Raw genomic sequence first — 14,911 nt, 5'->3', positions numbered from 1 at the left:
CAGCAAGACAGCAGGATCACCGGGCGACGGTCCACGACCGAGTCGCCACAGTCGGGAGCTCATCGCCGATGCCGCTCGACACCAAGTCCACCCTGGACCACGCCGCCGGCAAAGCGTGGACCCTCTTCGACGAGTTCAAGGCGTTCGCCTTCAAGGGGAACGTCGTCGACCTGGCGATCGGGGTCATGATCGGCAGCGCGTTCCACAAAATCATCGATTCCCTGGTCCAGAACCTGATCATGCCCGTGATCGCCATCCTGATCCCGGGCGAGCGGCCTTACACCCACTGGCAGTTCACGGCCCGGGGGAGCACGGTCCATATCGGCTTGCTGCTGGGCGACATCATCCACTTCCTGCTGATGTCCTCGATCCTCTTCCTCTTCCTCGTGAAATTCCTGGGCTGGCTGATCCGCCCCAAGCGACCGGACGAAGCCATCCCCGTCCTGAGCCGTCAGGAGGAACTCCTCACCGAGATCCGCGACCTGCTGAAAGCCCCTCAACAGGGGACGCCCTAGCCTCTCCTGGAGCGCCTCCAGGAAACCATCCTGGCCCCGAAAGCTTTCCCCCACGACTGCCGAGCTTTTCAGACCTCGAAGCCAAACCCGGGCGGGGTCGTCGGCTCGGTGCTTTCGAGCACGTGAAGCCACTGGCGGTACTCGGGCGAGTTCAGGGCGGCGCGGGCTCGGTTCCAGCGCTGGTCGACCCAACTCCAGAAGTCGAAGTCGATCGTCGAGACCTTCCACTGGATCGCGGCCCAGAGCGTCCAGCCGACGTCCGACAGCAGGATGTTGAGCCTCATCCGGGCGAGCTTGTCCGGGTAGGCGTCGCCGAAATACGCAGCGCACATCTCCTCGACGCGCGGCTCGTCGTATTCCAGCTCCTGGCATGTGTTGCCCAGCTCGAACGTCGGGTCGTTGTTGCCGCTGTATTCAAAGTCGATCAGCCAGAGTCGGCGGCCGTCGTCCAGGATGTTTCCCGCCAGCAGGTCGTTGTGACAGGGGACCGTCGGGACGGGCCGCCGGGCGAAGGCCGCCTCGATCCGATCGACCTCCGGCAGGTAGCCGATGTAGTCGTCCGGGATCGGGATCGCCAGCTCCTGCGTGATCCGAAGGTAGCGCCGGGTCAGCGCGAACATGTCGAAATCGTGCAAGAAGCGAGGCCCCGCGTGCAGCTTCTTGAGGACCTGGGCGAGCCTGGTCGGCATCCCGGGGCGTCGCATCGACTCCGAGGTCATCGTCTCGGAGGGGATGAATTCCAGGACCATGACGTTGACGTCGTCGAAGTGGTGGACGACTCGCGGACAGACCCCCGCCTCGGCGGCGGCTCGGGTGTTGTAAAGCTCATTGCCGCGATCGATCGCCAGCCATTCGGTCCCCGCGCCCGGGATGCGCACGACGAACGCCTCGCCCCCCACGTCCACGCGATAGGCCCGGTTCGTCAGCCCCCCGACGAGCGGCGTCACGACGGGAGAGCGGTCCGACCAGGCGGGGATCCGGTCGATGACCTGGTCGATCGAGATCGTTGTCGTCTTCAATTCCGGCGATGATCCACGGCCCAGGGCTGATTCGACCTGACCAGGCACGGGCGAACGCCTGGCGACCGAGGAGAGACTTGCGAAGCGAGGGAGGTCCGTCGACCGACGGCCGTCACGATGATCCCATACCCCTACAAGCGACTCAAGCCGCCGCTCGGGCTCGCAACCAGCGGCCGGCGAGCCTTCCGCGGCCACGTCCTTGCCGGCTCGGCGATTTCAGGAAAACTTCGAGCGTGTGTCAGACGCCCGCGGATTACTTCCTGGACGAGATGCGACGCGTATCGACGGGAACCGCCGCTGCATGCATCAAGTTGGCGACCGGAGGCAGAAACCCGGCCAGACGATTCCCGATCCATCGAAGACGATCCCCAGCCGTTAGCACCGAAATTGCCGACGGCCCGCGGTTGACGACGCCTTCGGGACCTCCTCTGTCCTGGCGGAAGAAGCGAGGTCGTCGACAGCCTTTGCGTGAGCATTCCCAGTGAACGGCTGGTGTTTGATGCTGCACAAGGGACATGCCTTGAACGACCAGATCGACAACCGTCATGCGTATGGTCGATTCATCAAGCCGGAAGACCCGAGCACGGCTGGGGCCGATGACGGTGCGGCCGGGTTCCTTCATCATATCGTGCGATGGCTGCGCGGGCTGGATCCCAACGTCCTCGGAATCCGGCTGGTGAAGGAGGACATGGAGGCGGGCGGCCGTCCGATGATCCATCTCGCCTTTCCTCTGGGCTACAAACGCTCGAACAAAGGGGGGAGTCGGGATCGCGGAACGATCACCGATACGCTAGGCCCGGAGATCGCCTCGGGCAAGCGAATGAACATGGCGGCGGATGCGAACTTCAACGGGCCTTACAGCTACCTTCGCCTGCTCCCGGAGACGCTGAGCACCAAGGTCGAGCGAGACGTATCGCGGTTGCGCGAGTCGCTTCGGTTTCTGGAGGAAGAAATCCGCCCTGTCGCCGCATCCTTGGTCTCGGCGGCGGAAGGAGAGATCGACCAGGCCACGATCGGCGTCCCCGCGGATTGGGAGCAGGCGCTCCAGCAACTCTCGCCGGACCTCTCACGCCCGGACGACCGGTCGACGAGCCGCCTCGACCGAGCGGCGCCCCAGCATGCCGCGTTGATTCGGTTTTACCTGACCAATCGGGGCTTCGCGGTCGATGCGGTCGCCTCCCTGGACGTGGCACCGATCCGGCGCAACGACGAATCCTGGCTGCGCATCAGCATTCCCAGAGGAGGCAACCTCCGAGGAAGGATTCCGGCCGCGCTGCTGGAAGCCGGGGTCAAGGTCATGAAGAACATGCGGGCGATGACCGACGACGAGATTCTGGGGACGGTCTATTGCAGGGCCGTGGAAATCGAGAATCATCTGAGCCTCGATCCAGGGTCCATGAGAGAATTCCGACCGAGAGGCGGGCGTCGGAGCAACGATCCTTGAAGGCCGGCGTCGGCCGCTTGATCGACGGCCATGAAAGGGTCGGCGATATTCGCAAACGCCGGCGCGGCCCCTCGCGAGGGCGGGGCGTGTGTTATATGCTGGAGTGACGGCACGTCGTCGGTCGTTCGCGATCGGATTCCTCGGGGTGAAGTCGTTCGGCGTCCCTCGTCCGGAAGGCGCGGTCAGGTCATGGCGATTTCCGCGCAGAGTTCGCGTAGGAAAACCGCTCCGTCACTGGAAGCGAAAGCCCTCGGGCGGGATCCCGCTCGAAAAAAGCTCCGGGAGCAGGGGAAGGGCCTGCGCGAGTCGTGCCCGCGCAGGGCTCATGCGGCCTGGCGGCCGGCGGACGATCGCGCGGACCCGGTTCGTCTGCTGGAAGAGTCGAGCGTCGGGCGGCTGCCGAATCTCATTCCGATCCGCAACGCGCGGATGTTGAAGTCGCCGTTCGCGTGGTATCGGGGGTCGGCCCTGGGCATGGCGGCCGACCTGGCCGGGACGCCGATGACCGGCCTGCGCGTGCAGGCCTGCGGCGACTGCCACCTCGGCAACTTCGGGGCGTTCGCCACGCCCGAGCGCCGCGTGATCTTCGACATCAACGACTTCGACGAGACGTTGCCCGCCCCCTGGGAATGGGACGTCAAACGCCTCGCCGCCAGCTTCATCCTGGCCGGCCGCGAGAACGGCTTCCACGAGGATACGGCCCGCGACTCGGCCCTCGCCTGCGTGCGCTCTTACCGCGAGCGCATGGCCGAGTTCAGCGAGATGCGCAAGCTGGACGTCTGGTACGCGGCGATCGACGTCGAGCGGTTGATCGAATCGGTCCACGACGAGGAGGCCCGCAAGCGGGCTCGGAAGCGGTTGGATCGGGCGCGCGAGCGGAGCGTGCGCGACCACGCCCATCCCGAACTGGCCCTGACCGAGGCGCTGACGCCCACGATCCGCGACGACCCGCCGCTGATCTTCCACTGGCGCGAGGAAGGACGCGAGGAGGTGATGGAGCGGGTCGGCAAGGCGTTCGTCGCCTACCGAGAGACCCTGCCGGAGCATCGCCGCGTCCTCCTGGATCGATTCCAACTTCAGGACGTCGCCATCAAGGTCGTGGGCGTGGGGAGCGTCGGAACGCTTTGCGCCGTGCTGCTGCTGACAGCCGGCGACGCGGATCCGCTGTTCCTCCAGGTGAAGGAAGCCGGCCCCTCGGTCCTGGAACGGTACGCCGGCCCGAGCGTCCATCCCAACCATGGCCAGCGCGTGGTGGTGGGGTGCCAGCTCATGCAGTCGGCGAGCGACCTGTTCCTGGGGTGGTCGGAGGGAATCACGGGCCGGCATTTCCACGTCCGCCAGCTTCGCGACATGAAGATCAAGATGCGCGTGGAAGTTTACCCCCCCGGCGTCATGCGCCAGTACGCCGAACTCTGCGGCTGGTGCCTGGCAAGGGCGCACGCCCGCTCCGGAGAGCCCGCCGCGATCAGCGGCTATCTCGGGTCTTCCGACGCCTTCGACGAAGCCGTCGCCGATTTCGCCGTCGCCTACGCCGACCAGACCGAACGCGACTACCAGGAGCTTCGCCGAGCCGCCGACGCCGGTCGAATCCCAATCGCCGAGGAGCCCGTTTAACGGCCCGTCAGACGTCAGCCCGACGCCGTCGGCCCCCAGGGGAGAGCCCGAAGCGCCTCGGTCAGCTCGGCCTTCGACATCCGGCCCTCGGCGACGGCCATCGTGGCTTCGTAGAGAATCTCGCTGGGGGCTTCCTGAAGCATCAGGCCGTTGAGTTCGAGGAACGCCAGGGCGGCGACGAAGCCGGTCCGCTTGTTGCCGTCGATGAAGGGGTGGTTCTTGACGATGTGGAAAAGGTAGGCCGCCGCCATCGCGAAGAGATCCTCATGGAGGAACTCGCCGCCGAACCCCGCGGATGGTTGCGCGACGGCCGAAGCCAGCAGCCCGGGGTCGCGGACTCCGTCCGATCCGCCGTGTCGCTCAACCTCGATCCGGTGCAGTTCGAGGATGTCGACGACGCTGAGGAAATCCGGGCTCATTCGGCGAGCTTCCTCAGAACGCTGTCATGGCGGTCGGCGATCCCCTTTCCAATCCGACGAATGCGTTCCGCGCGGTCGTCGACCGCCACGTCATCGTTGGCCGGGGAGAGAGTCACGCCCCGGCCGTCGGGCGTCGGGTCTACCTTGAACGACGTGTCGGCGGACCAGCCGAGCTTCTTGATGAGCTGGTCGTCCACCGTGAAGCTCCATTCGTCGCCGACCCGGCGCAGAGTTACGACCATCGGGCGTTTCCTTTTTCCATGGGATGGGCCAGAGGGCCTCGGCAAATCCGCCACAGTCATCATACGTCGACCCCTCCTTCCGGTCGACTCACAGACACGCGTCAACCTGGGGAGGTTCCGGTCGCGCCGGGGGAATAGAGAGAGATTGCCGGACAAGGGCGGCCCGCGTTGCGATGGTGGGTTATAATGTGTGCAATGCGATGCGGGTTTTAGCCTGCGCGACGGTCTTGGGATGGCGATCGGCTCAGGGGGGTCGCGGCGATGCTGCGTTGGGTACTCGGGGCGCTGGCGGCGGCCTTGCTGGCGGCGGCCCTGCACGGGGGTTCCCAGTGGCTCCGTCGGGCCGAAGCGCCGATCGTGGTCGGGCTGTTGCATTCGCAGTCCGGACCGCTGGCGGTCGTCGAGGAGCCGATGCTCGACGCCGCGGTGCTCGCCCTTGAGGAGATCAACGCCCAGGGCGGGCTGCTCGGCCGGCAGGTGAAGTGGGTGATCGGCGACGGCCGATCCGACCCCCAGACGTTCCGCAGCGAGGCTCGCCGGCTGGTCGACGCCGACAAGGTCTGCGCCCTCTTCGGCGGCCTGACCTCGGCCTGCCGCCGCGAGATGGAAGACGCCGCGAAGTCAAGGGAGATCCTGGTCTTCAACGCCGGCCAGTACGAGGGCTGCGAGTACGCCCGCGACATGGTCGGATTCGGCCCGCTGCCGAACAACCAGGCGGTCCCGGCCGTCTCGTGGTGCATGGACTCGCTGAAGGCTCGGAAGTTCTTCCTGGCCGGGATCGAGGACGTCTCCTCGTACGCAATCCACGCCGTCGTCCGCGACCAGCTCAAGGCGCTGGGGGGCTCGGTGGTCGGCGAGGAATTCGTGAAGGTCGACGGTAAGGGCGTAACGGAGCTGGTCGCGGCGATGAAGAGCGCCGGCGCGGACGTAGTGGTCAGCTCAATCGTGGGCGACGCCAACCGCGCCCTCTTTCAGCAGGCGACGGCCGCCGGCCTGACGGCCGAGAAGCTGCCGATGGTCTGCCTCCGCGTCTCCGAGGACGATCTACAACGGCTCCCCCACGACCAGACCGCGGGTCGGTACGCGGTCTGGTCTTATTTCCATTCGGCCGGCGACGAGGCCTCCCGGCGCCTCGTCGACAAGTTCAAGGCCCGTTTCGGAAGCGATCGGACGACCAGCGATCCGTCTGTCTCGATGTACTTCGCGGTGAAAATGTGGGCGCAGGCCGTGGCCGAGGGGGAGTCGATCGAGTCGACCGAGGTTCGCGACCACCTCTCGCGGCAGAGTTTGGAGACCGGGGCGGGGGTGGTGGCAATGGACATCGACATGATCCACGTCTGGCGGCCGATCCGGGTCGGCAAGATCACCCTGGCCGGCCGGATCGAACAGGTCTGGGCGATGGAGCAGCCGATCCGGCCGACGCCGTTCCCGGTCTTCCGCACCCGGTCGATCTGGGAGGCGGCCCTCCGTCGCTGGCGGGTCGACGGCAAGTCGGGCCTCCCTGAATCATCGACCACAGCGCCTTCGCCGTCGGCGAAGGCCGCCGCTCCCCCGCCGCCTCCAGTTGTGTGGGGTCCTCGAGGGACCGTGAGGGCGGCGGCGGGCCCGCGTGAGACGCCGCGTTAGGCGAACCGTCGAGACCGCCCATCTCCCACTCATCCGCCCGGCTTTGACTCAGACGCTGGAACGCCTGACATGACGACCTCGCTCCGATCGAAGCTCTCGCGGATGGGGATCGGCCCCCGGCTGATGCTGGGCTTTCTGACGATCTCGCTGATCCCCTGCGCCCTGCTGACGTACATCGCCAACGGGCTGGCGACCGAATCGCTGGAGAAGGGCCTGCGGAACCAGCTCCAGACGGTGGCCGCGTCGCGGGCCCAGGACCTGAACAATTTCATCCGCGAGCGGCAGGGGAACCTGACAGTCCTGGGCCAACTCGTCGCCACCCAGACGGCCGCGCAGGACATGTCGAAGGCGCTCGCGGCGAACGACGAGGCCGCGGCCGAGGCAGTCCGGCGGCGGTCCGAGCCCTCGATGCGGCTCTTCTGCGACACCTACGGATATGAGAACCTCTACCTGTTCGACGTCGCCGGCCGGCCGCTCCTGGAGTGGAAGAAGGACCTCGACTTCGGCGAGAACCTCCTGACCGGCCCGCTGCGGGACTCCGAGCTGGCCGAGGTCTTCCGCCGCTCGCGGACGCTCCTGCAAGGTGAGACGGCCGACTTCCAGGCCTATCCCGGGTTGGCCGACCCCGCGCTGTTCCTGGCTCAGCCGGTCCTCAAGGACGGTCTGCTGGTGGGGATGGTCGCCCTCCGCATCGGCAACCGCGAGATGTATCGCGGCTTCCTGGACTACAGCGGCCTCGGCGAAACCGGCGAGGCGATCGTCGGCATGCGCAAGGGGAACGAGATCATCTACGTCTCACCCCTGCGGCACATGCCCGACGCCGCCTTCCGTCATCGGCTGCCGATGGGAGGAATGGCCGGCACGGCGCTCCAGTACGCCGTTCGGGGGGTCCACGGCTACGGCGAGGTGATGGACTACCGCGACCAGCCGGTCGTCGCCTCCTGGTCGTACATCCCAGCCTTCCGATGGGGGCTCATCGTCAAACAGGACCACGGCGAGGCCTTCGCCATGATTCACCGCCAGCGCTGGGCGGTGGGCGCGCTGATGGCCGCGACGACGGCCCTGGTCGTCCTGGCCGCCTGGCGGATGGCCCGGTCGATCACCCGGCCGATCCGGGGGGCCGCCGCGCTGGCCGAGCGGGTCGCGGCCGGCGACCTGACGGCCTCTTGCCAGGAGCAAGCCGCCGGCGAGGTCGGCCTGCTGCTGACGGCCATCCGCAAGATGAACGGCGACCTGCGATCGCTGATCGGCAAGATCCAGAAATCGAGCATCGCGCTGCTGTCGACGGCCACGGAGATCGCGGCGACTTCCAAGCAGCAGGAGCAGTCCGTCTACGAGTACGGGGCCAGCACCAATGAGGCCGCCGCGGCGGTCAACGAGATCTCGGCCACGAGCCAGGAACTGCTCAAGACGATGACCGAGGTCAACTCGGTCGCCCGCCAGACGGCCCAGCAGGCGGCGGGGAGTCGCGACGGCCTGGCCGGCATGGACGGCACCATGCGGCAGCTCGCGGAGAGCACCGGGTCGATCAGCTCCAAGCTGTCGGTCATCAGCGAGCGCGCCGCCAACATCAACATGGTGGTCACCACCATCACGAAGGTCGCCGACCAGACGAACCTGCTGTCGATCAACGCGGCGATCGAGGCCGAGAAGGCCGGCGAGTACGGCCTGGGCTTCCTGGTCGTCGCCCGTGAGATCCGCCGCCTGGCCGACCAGACGGCCGTGGCCACGCTCGACATCGAGCGGATGGTCAAGGAGATGCAGTACAGCGTCTCGGCCGGCGTGATGGAGATGGACAAATTCAGCGAGCACGTCCGCGCCGTGGTGACCGAGGTCCAGCAGATCGGCGGCCGGCTCGGCGAGGTCATCGCCGGCGTCCAGGGCCTCGACGAACGGTTCGAACAGGTGACCGAGGGGATGCGGGTGCAGTCTCAGGGGGCCGACCAGATCCGCGAGGCCATGCATCGGCTGAGCGAGGTCGCCGGCCAGACGAGCAGCTCGATCCGCGAGTTCAACAGCGCCACCGCGCATCTCCGCGAGGCCGTCGGCGGCCTGAAGGAGGAGGTCTCGCGGTTCTCCGTCGGCGCTCTGGAACCGCCCGCTCACACGACCGGCGCCTGATCCCATTCGAACGACCCTGGAGGCCCGCGTGCTGCTCCTGACGTTCCAGGCCGCCGGCCAGCGCTATGCGGTCGACGCAAAGAGGGTGGTGGAAGTCGTCCCCCGGGTTCGGGCCCGCCCCTTGCCGCACGCCCCGGCGCATCTGACGGGGGTGTTCGAGTACCGCGGCGAGGTCGTCACCGTCGTCGATCTGGGGATGCTGCTCGGCTCCACGGCCGCCCCCGACCGCCTCAGCACGCGGATCATCCTGATCGACCGCGGCGGCGCAGCCCCCGATCGCCGCGAACTTCTCGGCCTGGTCGCCGAGCACGTCGACGACCTGACCCCCGTCGACCCCGCCGCCCTCGCCCCCATCCCCACGACGATCCCCAACGCCCCCTACCTGGGGGGCATCGCCGAAACCAACTCGGGGATGATCCAGTTGCTCTTGGTCGACAAGGTCCTCGACGCCCCGACGACTTCCGACCGCCGCGAGGTACAATGAAGGCCGAAGGAAGGGAATCTACTCCGAGGTTCCGGGGGAGTCTCATGGTCGCTGTTAGAGTTGAGATTCGCCGGTTCACAGACGAGTCGAACCCGGGATGGGTTGAGTGCTGCTTGACCGACGCCGCCGGGGTTGATTGGTCGTTCGTGGAGAAGGTACCTGTCGTCACGGTCGAGGATCTTGACGCCCGAAGTCGTTACCCCTGTTGGGGGGCTGTCGCCTGCCTAGTCGTCGGCCATCGGTTAGATGCCGACGGACGAGAAATTGTCGAGATCGACACCGCCCAGCCCTGGGGGGTCGAGGCGACCGGCGGTGAGACTCGATTCGTCGTCTGTCCCAAACAACTTATCGACAGCGATTCCATTTATGGTCCGTAAGGTGAGAGTTCCGACATGCCGCGGCCTGTCCTCACCAGATCTACGGAGCAATCAACTCTCCTTATGGCAGAAGATCTCTAGGCCCATCCCATGTCCTCCCCCCACCACGTCCTCGACGCCATCCTGCACGAGCGGCTGGGGCTGGACCGAGCCTCGATCGGCTCGGGGGTGGTGCCGCGCGCGACGAATACGCGGATGAAGGCGACGGGAGTGCATAACGTCGACGAGTACGCACGGCTGGCCGCCTCGTCGGAGGCCGAGTTGCAGGCCCTGATCGACGAGGTGGTCGTCCCGGAAAGCTGGTTCTTCCGCGACGGAGCCCCGTTCGATTTCCTCCGCGACCTGGCGCGCGCCGGCTGGACGTCCCGGCCCTCGCGCGAGCCGATGCGAGTCTTGAGCCTCCCCTGCGCGGGGGGCGAGGAACCGTACTCGATCGCCGCGACGCTCGACGAGGCGGGGCTGCCGGCGTCGCGAAAGCATATCGACGCCGTCGACGTCAGCGCGGCGCGATTGGAGTTCGCGCGTCGCGGAATTTATTCGAGGAACGCCGTGCGGGGCGTGTCGCCGGAACGAGTCGCCCGCTGGTTCCGCTGCATCGGCGAGGCCTTCGAGATCGTCCCGGGACTTCGCCCGAGCGTCCACTTCCGCCTGGGGAACGTCCTGGACCCGGCGATCGCGAACGAGGGGTCTCCGTATGACGTCGTCTTCTGTCGCAACCTGCTGATCTACCTGGACCGCGAGGCCCGCGCCCGGGCCGAGCTGAACCTGCTGCGGATGCTGGCGCCCGACGGCGTCCTGATCGTCGGCCACGCCGATTCGCTGGGGGCCTCGGCCGAGGCCCGGAGCCTCGTCGCCGCCGCCGGGCGGGGCGCGTTCGCCTACCGCCGTCGTCGACCCGGCGAGGCGCTCGCTCGGTCGTTCGACGCCCCGATCGAGCTGGCCCTCCCCGCGCCGCCGAAACCTCCGCCGCTGTCGCTGAGTCCGCCCCCGAGGCCGAAGCCCTCCATCCCAATCGCGCCGAAGCCCCCGCCGCCTCCCGCTCCTTGTCCGCCGGCCGAGGACGCGCGGCCGCTGACGGAGCAGGCGATCGAGCACGCCAACGCAGGCCGGCACGGCCAGGCCCTGGCCTGTTGCGAGCGCGAACTTCGGCGGGCGGGGCCGTCGGCCGTCGTCTTCGCCTTGATGGGGGGGATTCATCAGGCGGCGGGGAGACGGTCGGAGGCCGAGACGTGCTTCGGCAAGGCGATCTACCTGGACCCCAACCACGACGAGGCGCTGCTGGCGCTGGCCCTGCTGGCCGAGCGTCGGGGAGACTCCGCCGCCGCGGCCGGTTTCCGTCGACGCGCCGAACGAGCCTTGAGGAACCGGGCCGCGCATGCCGATAACAAGACGGATCCCGACCGGAGGCCCGACGCATGAACCACACTCTCGGCCTCGACGATGAAGCTCTGCCGATTTTCAGGGCTCCCGGGCTCGACGACTGCTGGAACACCATCGGCGTCGGCGGCGACCAGACTTGTCCGGAGTTGAAGGCCCACGTCCACTGCCGCAACTGCCCCGTCTTCGCCTCCGCCGCGCGGGCCTTCTTCGACCGTCCAGCGCCCTCCGGGTACCTCGACGAGTGGACCCGCTGGCTGAGCGAGGACAGCGAGTGCAACGATGAGAAGGAGCTGGCCGCCTCGCGCGACGAGCAGGGCCGGCGCGACGACGTGGGCGCCCTCATCTTCCGCCTGGGCTCCGAGTGGCTGGCCTTTCGCACCTCGACGGTCGTCGAGGCCGCACTCCCCCGGCCCATCCACCGCGTCCCGCACCGGACCAACGCCGTGCTCCGCGGACTGGTCAACCTCCGGGGACAGCTCCAGCTCTGCTTCTCCATGCAAGGTCTGCTCGGCCTCCCCGAGCCGAAACCCAGCGGCGACGGCGCCTCGTCGCGCGAGCGGCTGATCGTCCTGCGCGACCGAGAGCGGGCCGAGGTCTGGGCCTTCGGGGCCGACGAGGTCCTTGGGGTCGAGCACTTCGCCCGAGGCTCGCTCCAGGCCGTCCCCTCGACGCTCGCCAACCCGACCGTCAGCTTCAGCCAGGCCGTCATCCCCTGGGAAGACCGCACAGTGGGCTTCCTCGACGAGACCCGCGTCTTCGCCGCGCTCCGGAGTATCGGCCAATGAGCGAAGACCTCAGCGGGTTCTCGATGATGGACCTCTTCCGCATGGAGGCGGAGGAACGGCTGGCGGTGCTCTCGCAAGGCCTGGTGGGTCTGGAGCAGGACGCCTCGCCCACGGCGATCGAGCCCCTCATGCGCGCCGCGCACTCCATCAAGGGGGCCGCGCGGGTCGTCAACCTGGACGCCGCCGTCCGCGTCGCGCACGCGATGGAGGACGTCCTCGTCGCCGCCCAGAAGGAGAAGCTCACGCTCTCGTCGGCCGGCGTCGACGTCCTCCTGCGCGGGGTCGACTTCCTCACCGACGTCTCCAAGGTGAAGGACGCGGACCTCGAAACCTGGCAGGCCGAACGCGCCGGCGACGTCGACGCCCTGTGCGCCGAGCTGGCCGACGTCGAGGCCGGCAAGGCCCCGGCGGTTGCGCCGCCGCCCGCTGCTGAACCAGAACCAGAGCCCACGCCGCCGCCTCCACCGCCCCCCGCCGCGAAGCCCGCGCCGCCTCCCGAAGATCTCAGCGGGTTCTCGCTGATGGACCTCTTCCGCATGGAGGCGGAAGAACGGCTGGCGGTGCTCTCGCAGGGCCTGGTGGGCCTGGAGCAGGATTCTTCTCCCAGCGCCATCGAGCCCCTCATGCGCGCCGCGCACTCCATCAAGGGGGCCGCGCGGGTCGTCAACCTGGACGCCGGGGTGAAGGTCGCCCACGCGATGGAGGACGTCCTCGTCGCCGCGCAGAAGGGGAAGATCACGCTGCCGACGGGGGCCGTCGACGCCCTCCTGCGCGGGGTCGACTTCCTCACCGAAGTCTCGCAGGTCCGCGAGCCCGACCTGCCCGCGTGGCAGGAGGCGAAGGCCGGCGAGGTCGAGGCGCTGACCGCCGCCCTGGCGGAGATCGAGGCCGGCAAGACGCCCGCCGCCACCCCGGTCGTCGAACCACAGCCGGCGGCCGAGAAGCCTCCGGAACCGGCTCCCGCCGAGGCCGCCCCCGCGCCGGCGGCGAAGGCCCCCGCGAAGCCGGTCGAGCGCGAGCCCGCGCGACCTTCGAAGCCGGCCGCACCAGTCCCCGCGTCGGCCGAGGGGGCGGATCGGGTCGTGCGAGTCACGGCCGAGAGCCTCACGAGGTTGATGGGGCTGGCGGGCGAGTCGCTCGTGCAGACGAGGCGGTTCCGGCCGTTCCTCGACGACCTGCTGGCGCTCAAGCGGCGGCAGGCCGGCCTGCTGGAGACGCTCCAGGCCCTGGAGAACCGTCTCACCGCCGACGCCGGGACGGACGGCGATCTGGGCGTCGAGCGCGCCATGCTCTCGCGGGCCCGCGACGAGGCCATGCGTTGCCAGGAGGGGCTGACGGGCTCGCTGGAGGCGATCGAGGAGTTCGCGCGCAACGGCGAGGACATCTCCGGCCGGCTGCATCACGAGGTGCTGGCCAGCCGGATGCGGCCCCTGGCGGACGGCGTCCGCGGATTCCCCCGGCTGGTCCGCGACGTCTCCCGCCAGATGGGCAAGCAGGCAAAATTCGAGGTCGTCGGCGAGGCTGTGGGCGTGGACCGCGACATCCTCGACGGCCTGGACGCCCCGCTCAACCACCTGATCCGCAACTCGCTCGACCACGGGATCGAGCCCCCCGACGAGCGTCAGGCCGCCGGCAAGGACCCAACCGGCTCGATCCGCCTGGAGGCCCGCCACATGGCCGGCATGCTCCAGATCGTCCTGGAAGACGACGGCCGCGGCATCGACGTGGAACGGCTGCGGGAGAAGGTCGTGGAGAAGGGGCTCACCACGCAGCCGATGGCCGCGCGGATGACCGAGGCGGAGCTGCTGGACTTCCTCTTCCTGCCGGGCTTCTCCACCAAGGACAAGGTGACGGAGATCTCAGGCCGGGGTGTCGGCCTGGACGTCGTGCAGACGATGGTGCAAGCCGTTCGTGGGACGGTCCGCGTCTCGACGCGGCTGGGGAAGGGGACCAAATTCACGCTCCAGCTCCCGTTGACGATGTCGATCATCCGGGCGCTGCTGGTGGAGATCTCCGGCGAGCCCTTCGCGTTCCCGCTGAATCGGATCGACCGGATTGCGACCGTCGCCCCGGAGGAGTTGGTCGACCTGGAGGGGAAGCCGCACATGAAGGTCGACGGCCAGCCGGTGGGGCTGGTGGAGGCCTCGCGGATCCTGGAGTTGGAATCCACCCCAAGGCCGGCGGGAAGGCTGCCGGTGGTGATCGCCAGCGACCGCAGCCACCGCTTCGGCGTGGTCGTCGACAAGTTCCTGGGCGAGCGCGACCTCCGCGTCGCGCCGCTGGACGGCCGGCTGGGACGCGTCCCCAACCTCAACAGCTCTTCCGTCCTGGAGAACGGCTGGCCGGTCCTGATCATCGACGTCGAGGACCTGATCCGATCGGTCGACAACCTGCTCACGGGCCGTCGCGTGGGTCGACTGGGGGGCGATTCCGCCGCGTCGGCCGCTGACGGCGAATCGAAGCGAGCCCGCCGCGTGCTGGTGGTGGACGACTCGATCACCGTCCGCGAGCTGGAACGCCAGCTCCTGGAAAACCAGGGCTATCAGGTGGACGTCGCCGTCGACGGCGTCGACGGCTGGAACGCGGTGCGCTCCGGCCGATACGACCTCGTCGTCAGCGACATCGACATGCCCCGCATGGACGGAATCGAGCTGGTCTCCCTCATCAAGAAAGACCCCCGCCTGCGGTCGATCCCCGTCGTCGTCGTCAGCTACAAGGACCGCGAAGAAGACCGCATCCGCGGCCTCGACGCCGGCGCGAATTTTTATCTGACCAAGAGCAGCTTCCACGACCAGACGTTCCTGGCCACGGTCGTGGATCTCATCGGTGAGGCGCGGGGTTGATGTCGAGATCTGAACCCCAACGGCCTTCCCCCCTCGCGGGGG

12 protein-coding genes are annotated in these 14,911 nt (G+C 68.1%); 9 read left to right on the top strand and 3 right to left on the bottom strand.

Going from position 1 to position 14,911, the window contains the following annotated elements:
• Nucleotides 1–68: 68 nt before the first annotated feature.
• Complete coding sequence (mscL, locus tag G5C50_RS22175; RefSeq protein ID WP_165073069.1) at nt 69–515, top strand: large conductance mechanosensitive channel protein MscL; 447 nt, start codon at nt 69–71, stop codon at nt 513–515.
• Between the two features lie 68 nt (nt 516–583).
• Here mscL and G5C50_RS22170 read toward each other — a convergent pair whose 3' ends face one another.
• Entirely contained in the window at nt 584–1,534 is a 951-nt protein-coding gene (locus G5C50_RS22170) for a choline/ethanolamine kinase family protein (protein WP_165073067.1), read from the bottom strand.
• A gap of 520 nt (nt 1,535–2,054) precedes the next feature.
• Between G5C50_RS22170 and G5C50_RS22165 the strand changes: the two genes are divergently transcribed.
• Together G5C50_RS22165 and G5C50_RS22160 are read left to right on the top strand one after the other, a co-directional pair.
• The gene (locus G5C50_RS22165; RefSeq protein ID WP_165073065.1) at nt 2,055–2,978 is read left to right on the top strand and encodes a hypothetical protein; all 924 of its coding nucleotides are present in this window, start codon (nt 2,055–2,057) and stop codon (nt 2,976–2,978) included.
• 189 nt (nt 2,979–3,167) lie between these two features.
• Nucleotides 3,168–4,592, top strand: coding sequence for a DUF2252 domain-containing protein (locus tag G5C50_RS22160; protein ID WP_165073063.1), 1,425 nt, complete (start codon nt 3,168–3,170; stop codon nt 4,590–4,592).
• 14 nt (nt 4,593–4,606) lie between these two features.
• Here G5C50_RS22160 and G5C50_RS22155 read toward each other — a convergent pair whose 3' ends face one another.
• Together G5C50_RS22155 and G5C50_RS22150 are read right to left on the bottom strand one after the other, a co-directional pair.
• Complete coding sequence (locus tag G5C50_RS22155) at nt 4,607–5,011, bottom strand: type II toxin-antitoxin system death-on-curing family toxin (protein ID WP_165073061.1); 405 nt, start codon at nt 5,009–5,011, stop codon at nt 4,607–4,609.
• A complete protein-coding gene (locus tag G5C50_RS22150; RefSeq protein WP_165073059.1) occupies nt 5,008–5,253 on the bottom strand; it encodes a hypothetical protein in 246 nt (81 codons plus the stop codon). Before G5C50_RS22150 ends, G5C50_RS22155 begins: the two co-directional genes overlap by 4 nt.
• 261 nt (nt 5,254–5,514) lie before the next feature.
• Here G5C50_RS22150 and G5C50_RS22145 point away from each other — a divergent pair, with 261 nt between their 5' ends.
• The 6 genes from G5C50_RS22145 (at nt 5,515) to G5C50_RS22120 (ending at nt 14,869) form a co-directional block, all read left to right on the top strand.
• Nucleotides 5,515–6,879 (top strand): transporter substrate-binding protein, encoded by a 1,365-nt coding sequence (locus tag G5C50_RS22145; protein WP_165073057.1) that lies wholly within the window; start codon nt 5,515–5,517, stop codon nt 6,877–6,879.
• A gap of 69 nt (nt 6,880–6,948) precedes the next feature.
• A complete protein-coding gene (locus G5C50_RS22140; protein ID WP_240907311.1) occupies nt 6,949–9,000 on the top strand; it encodes a methyl-accepting chemotaxis protein in 2,052 nt (683 codons plus the stop codon).
• 28 nt (nt 9,001–9,028) lie between these two features.
• A complete protein-coding gene (locus G5C50_RS22135) occupies nt 9,029–9,484 on the top strand; it encodes a chemotaxis protein CheW (protein WP_165073056.1) in 456 nt (151 codons plus the stop codon).
• A 467-nt stretch (nt 9,485–9,951) separates the two neighbouring features.
• The gene (locus tag G5C50_RS22130) at nt 9,952–11,280 is read left to right on the top strand and encodes a CheR family methyltransferase (RefSeq protein ID WP_165073054.1); all 1,329 of its coding nucleotides are present in this window, start codon (nt 9,952–9,954) and stop codon (nt 11,278–11,280) included.
• The gene (locus G5C50_RS22125; RefSeq protein WP_165073052.1) at nt 11,277–12,026 is read left to right on the top strand and encodes a chemotaxis protein CheW; all 750 of its coding nucleotides are present in this window, start codon (nt 11,277–11,279) and stop codon (nt 12,024–12,026) included. Before G5C50_RS22130 ends, G5C50_RS22125 begins: the two co-directional genes overlap by 4 nt.
• Complete coding sequence (locus G5C50_RS22120; protein ID WP_165073050.1) at nt 12,023–14,869, top strand: hybrid sensor histidine kinase/response regulator; 2,847 nt, start codon at nt 12,023–12,025, stop codon at nt 14,867–14,869. The genes G5C50_RS22125 and G5C50_RS22120 overlap by 4 nt, the downstream gene beginning before the upstream one ends.
• Nucleotides 14,870–14,911 lie beyond the last annotated feature (42 nt).

The sequence above is a fragment of the Paludisphaera rhizosphaerae genome, from assembly GCF_011065895.1.
Classification (GTDB): Bacteria; Planctomycetota; Planctomycetia; order Isosphaerales; family Isosphaeraceae; genus Paludisphaera; species Paludisphaera rhizosphaerae.
The sequence above is the reverse complement of the archived record's forward strand: the minus strand, read 5'-3'. Positions and strand labels throughout refer to the sequence as shown.

Bases quoted from the DNA above. Each gene is read 5' to 3' on its own strand.
- G5C50_RS22120 (WP_165073050.1), top strand. From the start codon at position 12,023: ATGAGCGAAGACCTCAGCGGGTTCTCGATGATGGACCTCTTCCGCATG.
- G5C50_RS22150 (WP_165073059.1), bottom strand. From the start codon at position 5,253: ATGGTCGTAACTCTGCGCCGGGTCGGCGACGAATGGAGCTTCACGGTG.
- G5C50_RS22155 (WP_165073061.1), bottom strand. From the start codon at position 5,011: ATGAGCCCGGATTTCCTCAGCGTCGTCGACATCCTCGAACTGCACCGG.
- G5C50_RS22140 (WP_240907311.1), top strand. From the start codon at position 6,949: ATGACGACCTCGCTCCGATCGAAGCTCTCGCGGATGGGGATCGGCCCC.
- G5C50_RS22160 (WP_165073063.1), top strand. From the start codon at position 3,168: ATGGCGATTTCCGCGCAGAGTTCGCGTAGGAAAACCGCTCCGTCACTG.
- G5C50_RS22130 (WP_165073054.1), top strand. From the start codon at position 9,952: ATGTCCTCCCCCCACCACGTCCTCGACGCCATCCTGCACGAGCGGCTG.
- G5C50_RS22125 (WP_165073052.1), top strand. From the start codon at position 11,277: ATGAACCACACTCTCGGCCTCGACGATGAAGCTCTGCCGATTTTCAGG.
- G5C50_RS22145 (WP_165073057.1), top strand. From the start codon at position 5,515: ATGCTGCGTTGGGTACTCGGGGCGCTGGCGGCGGCCTTGCTGGCGGCG.
- mscL (WP_165073069.1), top strand. From the start codon at position 69: ATGCCGCTCGACACCAAGTCCACCCTGGACCACGCCGCCGGCAAAGCG.